Genomic DNA, 9,318 nt, shown 5'->3' with positions numbered 1-9,318 from the left:
GGTCAGCCCGGGTCTGGCTGTCCAAGCGTGGTCGGCGCAGCGAGAGGCAGCCTGGCGGTTGCGAGCCCGGAATGATCCGCGGAACACGGCCTAGTCCGCGTCACCGCCCGTGCGGTCGTCCTCCTCGGGCTCCCAGGGGTTGTCCTCGACCGTGGGTGCCATGCCGCCCACGGACACCCAGTTCAGGCACAGCCCGCCCCGGTCGTCGGGGTCCTCGGGCAGGAACACCGACAGCTGCTGCCCCGGCGCTCCGGCGGGGATGTACCGGATGCCGTTCTCGTCCGCGGCGGGCAGGTCCACCTCGATCCAGTCGTCGCCCAGCGCGACCACCACGGGGACGTCCTCCTCCGCCGTGTAGCCGAGGGTGACGACCTGGGCGGGACCGCCGTGTACCCGCACCGGCCACGACATGAGCCCCTCCCAGGGCTCCAGACAGGAGTCTTCGGATCCGGGGCCGAAGACGTAGCTGCTGTCGGACGGCCGCGCCGGCACGAGGTAGCCCGCGTCGTTGAACACGTACGCGGCCCCGGACTCCTCCGGCGTCACCATCCGCTCGGCGATGTCGGGCCCGGCCAACGGCGGCAGGACCCACGAGCTGAGGCGGCGCTGACCGTTCCACTCCAGCACCACGTCCTCCGGGACGGGACGCGCGTACAGGCCGCCCTCCTCCGGGACGTCGCGCAGGGAGGCGCGCACCGTGTCCAGGTACCACTGGAGGCGGTCGCCGCCGAGCGTCTGCGCGTAGGCGTGCGTGGACCACACCGCCGATGCCGTGTACGCCAGTGTCGCCAGGACCGCGGCGGTGCGGGCCGCACGTCGGGGAGGGACCCGGTAGGGCGCGGCCGCGGTTCCCGCGCGGTCCCCCGCACCTCCGGTCAGGGCGCGCGCCCTCTCCTCCCGCGTCGGCAGGAAGGCCAGCGCCAGACACAGCGCGAACACGGGGGCGGCGTCGGCCACGTACCGGGGGTCGGAGGCGGCAACGTCCTGGAACCTGCCGCGCGCGATGATCGTGGGGACGATGTCGACGACGAGCAGGTAGCCCAGCAGCAGGGCCCACGCCCGCCAGGAGCGGCGCCGCAGCCAGAGGCTCGCCAGCACGATCACGGTGAGGACCGCCCAGGAGGCGAGCAGGACCGGGCCGGGCGGGTCGAGGAGTCCGCCGGTCGGTGTGACCGGCCCCCACTCCGGCGGACCGCCCAGGGCGCCGACCGGGAAGACCTCGGTGAGCAGTCCCCGCAGCATGGTCAGGGCGGGTTCGCTCTCGGGCACGCCGGCTCCCTCGCCGCCCTCCCCCGCGCGCATCCGCCCCAGGTAGAACACCGTGTACGCGGCGAAGAGCACGCCCATCGCCGCCCAGAAGGGACGGTGGACCACCCAGGCCCGGCGGATCGCGAGGACCGGGGCGCTCGGGTAGAGGAAGGCGACGGCCACCGCGAACAGCACCGGCGGCAGGAACATCGCCTTGACCGTGAACAGCATGCCGAACACGACCGCCCCGACGGCCCACCAGGCGAACCGCGTGTCGCCGGTGCGCAGGTGCCGCACGGTCCACAGCACGGCGAGCACCAGTGCGAGCTGGAAGGGCACCGCGTTGAGCGCCGCCGACCACCACCCCAGGACGGGCACGGTCAGCGGGGCCAGCGCGTACACGGTCAACGGGACGAGCAGTGCCCACCGGCGGCCGAACAGCTCCCACAGGAGACGGAGGAACCCCAGCAGTGCGGCGGCCTGGAGCGCCAGCATGGTGCCCGCGCTGACCCACCACTCGTACGGCCAGAACGTGGTCTGGAGGTACACCAGGAACAGCGCGCCCGGCATCAGGTGGCCCTTGTGGAGGGTGAGGAGGTAGTCGGGACCGAGGTCGCTGGCGTACGCGGAGGCGAAGAAGAGGTAGTCGTCCTCCACGAAGTACGACTGCGTGAGAACGTACGCCTTGAGGCCGACCGCCGCCGCGACGACCAGCAGCCCCGCCAGGACCAGCCGGTCGCGCGAGAGGCGGCGCAGGGCGGAGAGGGCCGCTCCGGCCAGGTCCCCGAGGCCCGGCCCCTCCCCGTCGGGGTCGTCGGCGGGGCGGCGTACCCTGGGTGCCCCGCCGGGCGCCTGTACCTCCGCGCCGTCGTGTCCACTCGCCGTGGGGGAAACAGGCGGCATCGATCTCTCCCCGCCGTAGGTTGGCCAACCCGGAAAATGGGTGTCAGAATACAACACGTTCCACTTTCCATCTTGACCTCGGACGCATGCCTCCATGAACTGGGTATCCATAACAGGAACATGATGCAGAAAAGCGTTCCGGCGGGGTCGTGAGCACCGTGGAGGTGATGTCGGTGGGGCTCGAACAGGTCCGCCGTGACTGGACCCGCCTGGGTTCCGCCGAGCCGCTGTGGGCGGTGTGCGTGGACCCGGACAAGCGCGACGGCGGGTGGGACGACGACGAGTTCCTCGCCTCGGGGCGCTCCGACGTCGATCCTGCGGTCGCCCGCCTGGGCGAGCTGGGCATCCGCCCCGAAGGCGGCAGGGTCCTCGACTTCGGCTGCGGCGCCGGGCGGCTGTCCAACGCGCTGGCGGCACACTTCGACGAGGTCGTCGGGGTGGACATCTCCGCTCCGATGCTGGAGGAGGCCCGCCGCCTGGACCGCTCGGAAGGGCGGATCACCTTCGCCCTGAACGAGCGCCCCGACCTGGCGCTGTTCGACGACGACTCGTTCGACCTGGTGTACACCGACCTGGTCCTGCAACACCTTCCGGCAGAACTGGCCGAGGGCTACGTGCGCGAGTTCGCCCGGGTGCTGCGCCCCGGAGGCGTGATGGTCCTGGGCGTACCCGAGACCGAGCGCCGCACCTTCAAGGGGATGGTGTTCCGGTACGTGCCGTGGCCCCTGGTCGCGCTGGCCCAGAGGGTGGTACTCCGCTACCCGGCGCCGATGAGGATGCACACCCTGCGCACCGGGCGGATCGCCGAACTGGTTCCCGACGGCCGGATCGCGGCCTCGGACGAGTACTGGGGCGGCGACCACTGGCGGCACCTGCGCCACTTCGTGGTGATGGACGCGTCCGCGACCACCGAAGGGGGCTCCGCGTGACCTCCGCCGACGCCCGCACCGACGGGACCGTGCCGTTCCGCGCCACCCTGGGGCGCTCGGTGGGGCTGTTCGCCGCGTTCCGCAGGGAGCAGACCGACCCGGCGTTCTTCTACGGGGAGCTGGCCCGCGACACCGTCGCCCAGCTGCGCTCCTACACGCCCCTGGACGGGCGGCTCGTCGTGGACGTGGGCGGCGGCCCCGGCTACTTCGCCGACGAGCTCCGCGCCGCCGGGGCCCGCTGCCTGTGCGTGGACTCCGATGCCCACGAGATGACGCTGCACGGCCGCGAGGCCGATGCGCACGGCGTCCAGGGCAGCGCCCTGGCCCTGCCGCTGCGCACGGGTTCGGTGGACGTGTGCTTCTCCTCCAACGTGCTGGAGCATGTGCCGGACCGCGTGCGGATGGCCGACGAGATGGTGCGGGTGACCAGGCCCGGCGGCCTGGTCTACCTGTCGTACACGCTGTGGCTGTCCCCGTGGGGCGGGCACGAGACCTCCCCGTGGCACTACCTGGGCGGCTCGTACGCGGCGGAACGGTTCGCCCGGCGCAACGGCCGACGGCCCAAGAACGACTTCGGGCGCAGCATGTACGCCGCGCACGCCAAGGAGATGCTGCGCTGGGCGCGCGGGCGCTCCGACGTGGACACCGTGGACATCCGCCCCCGCTACCTGCCCGGGTGGGCGAAACCGGTCGTGCACGTACCCTTCCTGCGCGAGGTCGTCACCTGGAACCTGCTGCTGGTGCTGCGCAGGCGCTGACGCGGGCCCTCCCCGGCGTCCCGGCCCTCACCGTCCGCCGAGGCCGAACGGGAGGGCGCGGGGAACGTGCTGGACGCTGACCCAGTGGTCGGTGGTGAACGCCTCGATCGCCCATTCCCCGCCGAAGCGCCCGTGACCGGAGTGCTCCTCCCCGCCGAACGCGGTGTTGGCCTCGTCGTTGAGGGTGGTGTCGTTGACGTGTGTCATGCCCACCCGCAGCCGCCGGGCGAACCGGACGCCCCTCTCGGCGTCCCTGGTGTGGACGGCGCTGGCCAGCCCGTACTCGGTGTCGTTGGCGATGCGGAGCGCGTCCTCCTCCTCCGTCGCCCTGATGACCGTGGCCACCGGGCCGAACACCTCCTCGGATGCGCACGGCGCGTGGTTGCCCGCGAGCAGCAGGTAGGGAGGCAGTACCCTGCCGGCCGGACCGCCCGGTTCACCGGACAGCAGGAGCTGTGCTCCGACCTCGACCGACCTGTCCACCAGGTCGCGAACGCCCTCGGCCTGGTCGTCGTCGATGACGGGGCCGATCTGGGTCGCGGGGTCCCTCGGGTCCCCGACCCGCAGGGCCCGGACCCGCGCGATGATCCGGTCGACCAGCTCGTCGTGAACGCCTGTGGTGGCGATGATCCGGTTCGTGGCCATGCAGATCTGGCCCTGGTGGTAGTAGGAGCCGAACACCGCGGCGTCGGCCGCCAGGTCCAGGTCCGCGTCGTCCAGCACCACGACGGGGCAGTTGCCGCCCAGTTCGAGCGCGCGCCTCTTGAGCGGGATCAGCCGTGAGATGTGGCGCCCCACGTCGGTCGACCCGGTGAAGGACACCATCCGCGAGGCCTCGTGCGTGACGAGCGCGTCGCCGATCTGGCCGCCCTTGCCGAGGACCACGTTGAACACGCCGGGGGGCAGCCCCGCCTCCTCGTAGATGCGGGCGAGGAGGACACCACCGGTGATCGGGGTGTTCTCCGCCGGTTTGAGGACGACGGTGTTGCCGAGGGCGATCGCGGGCGCGACGGAGCGGTGGGAGAGCTGGAGCGGGAAGTTCCACGGGCTGATCACGGTGACGACGCCCAGGGGCTCGCGGTAGACGCGGTTCTCCTTCCCCGGGGTGAGCCCGGGCAGGATGCGGCCCTCGACGCGGGTGGGGTAGGAGGCTGCCTCGGCCATGCCGCTGCGGACCAGCCCCCACTCGAACTCGGCCCGGTCCCGGACGGCTCCGGCCTCGCGGACGAGCCAGTCGACGATCTCGGTGCGGCGCGCGTCGAAGACGCGGAGAGCGCGGCGGAACACCTCCGCCCGCTCGTAGGCGGGGGTCTCCGCCCAGATCGGCCACGCGCGCTCGGCCGCCTGGTAGGCGAGGTCGACGTCGTCGGCGTCGGCCAGGTGGATCTCGGCGAGGACCCTGTCGTCGTAGGGGTCGACATTCTCGTGGACGTCACCGGAGGAGCCGTGGCGCCACTCTCCGCCGATGGTCATCCGGTCAAGGCCCGTGTAGGGGGCGGGTGTCTGATCGGCGGTCATCGGGATCCCCCTGGTGTCGGCTTCACTCTCCGCAACGGTGTCCCGGAAGGACCGCGCGGGCAACAGGGCTTGCCGCTCCTTGGTGAACTGTTCAGGGAGTCGGTGTCGTCCGGCGCCCATGGACCCCGTCCGGGGGCGGACCCGCACGCGCCGACCGCACGGGGGTGGTCACCCGTGGGGGACGAGCAGCAGTTCGCTGACGACCCGGCCGTCGGCCTCGGTGACCCTGGCGGTCCACCCGCCCAGGTCGACGCTCTCCCCCGGCCCCTCGGGGATGTGGCCGAGCACGACCAGGACCATCCCGGCGACCGTGACGTAGCTGCCCTCGGGGGGCGAGGTGAGAACGACGCCGAGGCCCTCCAGCTCGTGGACGGGGTAGGTGCCGGGGACGCGGAGGACGCCTCCTTCCAACCGGGTGGGGACCCGGTCGTCGGAGTCGGTCTCGTCGTAGATCTCACCGACGACCTCCTCCAGCAGGTCCTCCATGCTGACGATGCCCGCGACCGCGCCGCTCTCCCCGATGACCACCGCCATCTGCTGGCGCTCTCCGGTCATCCTCCGGAGCGCCTGCGACACCGACAGGGAGTCCGGTAACAGCAGCGGATCGCGGGCGAGGGCGCCCGCGTCCCCCTCTCCCCGGACCAGGTCCGACCAGTGCACGATGCCGACGACGTCGTCCACGTCCCCGACGGTGACCACGGGTGCCCGCGAGTGGCCGTGCTCGGCGAGGAGCAGGGCGGCCTCGCCCGCGGGCAGGGACGCGGGGACGGCGTCCACGTCGCGGCGCGGGACCAGGACCTGGCGCAGCATGCGGTCGGTGATCTCGAACGCGCCGGAGAGGATGGTCCGCTGCTCGGGGGTCATGTCGCCGCTCGCCGAGATCATCTCCCGGAGCTCCTCCTCGGAGACCTCGTCCCTGTTCGCCTTGGGGTCCACCCCGCCCAGACGCACCACCAGGTCGGTGGAGACGCTGAGCAGCCACACGGCGGGGCGCGACAGCACGGCGAGGGCGTTGAGCGGCCTGGCGACGAGGAGGGCCCAGGGTTCGGCCCGCTGCATGGCGATGCGCTTGGGCGCGAGTTCGCCCAGGACCAGGGTGACGAAGGTCAGTACGACGGTCACCAGGACGACGGAGGCCGGAGCCGCGTAGGAACCGAGGAAGCCGAGGGGTTCGACCAGTGGCCGGGCCAGCGACACGGCCGCCGTGGCCGAGGCGAGGAACCCGGCCAGGGTGATGCCGATCTGGATGGTGGCCAGGAACCGGTTGGGGTCGCGGGCCAGCTTCGCCACCGCACGGCCGCCGGGGCCGCTCTCCGCCAGCCTCCTGAGCTGCCCCTCCCGCAGCGTGATCAGTGCGATCTCGCTGCCGGCGAAGACGGCGTTCACCACGACCAAGACCAGCACGAGGCCGATCTGGGCCTCGTAGCCCTCCATGGGACTCCTTCGGAGTTCTGTCGGAAGCAGTGCCGCGGCCGGGTCGGGCCGAAGTGATGGCATCGTTCCCGCAATCCCTGCCGCCACACCTGGCACACCTGCCGCACCCACACCTCACGTGTCCGATATCGGCCACAGGCGGCACCGCGGCTCTTCCCCGCCTTCGACCGGAAAAGCCAGTTCAGGCAGCACACGTCCCACCGCGAAGGCAACATGTCCCGATCTGACACCGTTCGGTTACTTTCTGCAAGATTCCCCCGTCAGCCCTTCCACGACCCCCTCCACCGGAAAACCCGGCGGCCCGCAAGGGTCCCGGGGGCGGGCGGCGAGCTGCTTGTCGCCCTCGGCCCGGGTGCGCAGGACCGTCCCCCCGCACCAGCCGCTGCCGACCGCTCCCGCGTCCCCGCCCTCCGGGACACGGGAAGGGCCTTCGCCGCTTCCTCGGATGACGGGTAGGTGACGCGCGCAACGACATCCCCTCCACGCGGTCATCCCCCGGAAACCGTCCGGCCCCGGCCCGGCGCGTCCCCGCCCCGCTTCGCACCGACGCACCGATCCCGCGGACGGGATACCGGGCTGTCCGCAACGGGGTTTCCGGCGGTGTCCCACACAGAACGGACGCCCGGCCAGGTGGTCCTGGCCGGGCGTCCGGGGTGTTGCGCGCGTGTGCCTACTTGCGCTTGTTGATCTCCTCGGTGAGCTGCGGAGCGACCTTGTGCAGGTCACCCACGACACCGAAGTCGACGAGCTCGAAGATCGGCGCCTCGGGGTCCTTGTTGACCGCGACGATGTTCTTCGCGGTCTGCATGCCCGCACGGTGCTGGATCGCACCGGAGATGCCCAGCGCCAGATACAGGTTCGGGCTGACCGTCTTACCGGTCTGGCCGACCTGGAACTGGTTCGGGTACCAGCCGGAGTCGACGGCGGCGCGGGAGGCGCCGACAGCGGCGCCCAGCGAGTCCGCCAGACCCTCGACGACGGAGAAGTCGTCGGAGCCGACGCCGCGGCCACCGGAGACCACGATCGCGGCCTCGGCCAGCTCGGGGCGCTCGCCCTGCTCCTGGACCACGCGCTCCACGACCTTGGCGGCCTTGGCGGCGTCGGAGACGTCCACCGAGACGGCCTCCTCGACGGCGGCGCCGGCCGCGGCCTCGGCCGGGACCGAGTTCGGGCGGACGGCGACGACCGGCACACCGGTCCTCACGCGGGCGTGGGTGACGGTGGTTCCACCGAAGATGCTGTGCTCGGTGACCACGTCGGCGTCGACGGCGACGACGTCGGTGAGCACGCCCGAGCCGAGCTTGACGGCGGTGCGCCCGGCGATCTCCTTGTTCTCGGCGGTCGCCGAGACGAGGATCGCGGCGGCGCCCTTGTCCTGGGCCAGCTTCGCGAGCAGCTCGGCCTTGGGAGCGACGACGTAGTCGTTGAGCTCGGCGGGAGCGACGTACACCTTCTCGGCGCCGAACTCGGCCAGCACGGCCTTGCCCGACTCCGCGCCCTCACCGATCCACACGGCCGCGGGCTCGCCGATACGGCGGGCCGCGGTCAGCAGCTCGGTGGTGACCTTCTTGACCTGTCCGTCGACGTGGTCGACGAGGACGAGGACCTCAGCCATAATCCCTGATCCTTCCTGAGTCTCTCGTCTGACCTACACGAACTTCTTCTGGGCGAGGAAGTCGGCGATCTTCACGCCGCCGTCACCCTCGTCCTTGACGATCGTGCCCGCGGCGCGCGGCGGCGCCGCGGCGAAGTCGACGGTCTCGGTGGTGGCGTTGGCCAGACCGACCTTGCCGGTGTCGATGCCCGCGTCGGCCGCGGACTTCTTGTCGACCGGCTTCTTCTTCGCCTGCATGATCAGCTTGAAGGACGGGTAGCGGGGCTCGTTGATCTTCTCCACGACGGAGACGACCGCCGGGAGCTGAGCCTCGACCACGTCGTAGCCGTAGTCGGTCTGACGCTGGATCCTGATGGCGCCGCCGTCGATGTCGACCTTGCCGGCCAGCGTGAGCTGGGGCAGGCCGAGGTACTCGGCGAGCGCGGCACCCATGACACCGGTGCGGGCGTCGGTGGACTCCGAGCCGAGGACGACCAGGTCGAACTCGAGCGTGCCCAGGGCCTGCGCGAGCGCGTAGGCGCTCTGGAGCGCGTCGGAACCGTGCAGCGCGTCGTCGTTGACGAAGACGGCCTTGTCGGCGCCCATGGACAGGGCCTTGCGGATCGAGTCCGTGGCCTGGTCCGGGCCCATCGTCAGGACGGTGACCTCGCCGCCGTGCTTCTCCTTGAGCAGGAGAGCCTCTTCGATCGCGTACTCGCAGAGCTCGTTGATGACGCCGTCGGACGCTGCGCGGTCGAGCGTCCTGTCGTCGGCGTTGAGCTTCCGTTCGGTCGCCGTGTCCGGGACCTGCTTGACCAAAACGACAATATTCATGGCCGGTGGCCGACCTCCCTGCACTCTGATCCGCCGTGTGGCGGGCGGACGCTGGTGCGCCCCGTTCTGCCAACAATGCCGAATGCCGTTCGGTCATTCG

Annotated in this window: 7 protein-coding genes; 2 read left to right on the top strand and 5 right to left on the bottom strand. The window is 71.5% G+C overall.

All coding sequences use genetic code 11. The features are described 5' to 3' along the window. Window positions 1–90 precede the first annotated feature (90 nt). The gene (locus ACFWTE_RS21800; protein WP_378781513.1) at window positions 91–2,151 is read right to left on the bottom strand and encodes a hypothetical protein; all 2,061 of its coding nucleotides are present in this window, start codon (window positions 2,149–2,151) and stop codon (window positions 91–93) included. 149 nt (window positions 2,152–2,300) lie between these two features. Here ACFWTE_RS21800 and ACFWTE_RS21795 point away from each other — a divergent pair, with 149 nt between their 5' ends. Together ACFWTE_RS21795 and ACFWTE_RS21790 are read left to right on the top strand one after the other, a co-directional pair. Then, a complete protein-coding gene (locus ACFWTE_RS21795) occupies window positions 2,301–3,080 on the top strand; it encodes a class I SAM-dependent methyltransferase (protein WP_378781512.1) in 780 nt (259 codons plus the stop codon). Next, complete coding sequence (locus tag ACFWTE_RS21790) at window positions 3,077–3,838, top strand: methyltransferase domain-containing protein (RefSeq protein WP_378781510.1); 762 nt, start codon at window positions 3,077–3,079, stop codon at window positions 3,836–3,838. Before ACFWTE_RS21795 ends, ACFWTE_RS21790 begins: the two co-directional genes overlap by 4 nt. Window positions 3,839–3,865: 27 nt before the next feature. On the opposite strand, the gene ACFWTE_RS21785 is transcribed toward ACFWTE_RS21790, so the two are convergent. The 4 genes from ACFWTE_RS21785 to ACFWTE_RS21770 all read right to left on the bottom strand — a co-directional run bounded on the left by ACFWTE_RS21785 (window position 3,866) and on the right by ACFWTE_RS21770 (window position 9,218). Then, complete coding sequence (locus tag ACFWTE_RS21785) at window positions 3,866–5,356, bottom strand: aldehyde dehydrogenase family protein (RefSeq protein WP_378781508.1); 1,491 nt, start codon at window positions 5,354–5,356, stop codon at window positions 3,866–3,868. 168 nt (window positions 5,357–5,524) lie between these two features. Next, a complete protein-coding gene (locus tag ACFWTE_RS21780; RefSeq protein ID WP_378781506.1) occupies window positions 5,525–6,790 on the bottom strand; it encodes a hemolysin family protein in 1,266 nt (421 codons plus the stop codon). Window positions 6,791–7,460: 670 nt separating this feature from the next. Continuing rightward, a complete protein-coding gene (locus tag ACFWTE_RS21775) occupies window positions 7,461–8,405 on the bottom strand; it encodes an electron transfer flavoprotein subunit alpha/FixB family protein (RefSeq protein WP_378781505.1) in 945 nt (314 codons plus the stop codon). 33 nt (window positions 8,406–8,438) lie between these two features. Further along, entirely contained in the window at window positions 8,439–9,218 is a 780-nt protein-coding gene (locus tag ACFWTE_RS21770) for an electron transfer flavoprotein subunit beta/FixA family protein (protein WP_378781504.1), read from the bottom strand. Window positions 9,219–9,318: the final 100 nt, after the last annotated feature.

Source organism: Nocardiopsis sp. NPDC058631, from assembly GCF_042716955.1.
Lineage (GTDB): Bacteria > Actinomycetota > Actinomycetes > Streptosporangiales > Streptosporangiaceae > Nocardiopsis.
The sequence above is the reverse complement of the archived record's forward strand: the minus strand, read 5'-3'. Positions and strand labels throughout refer to the sequence as shown.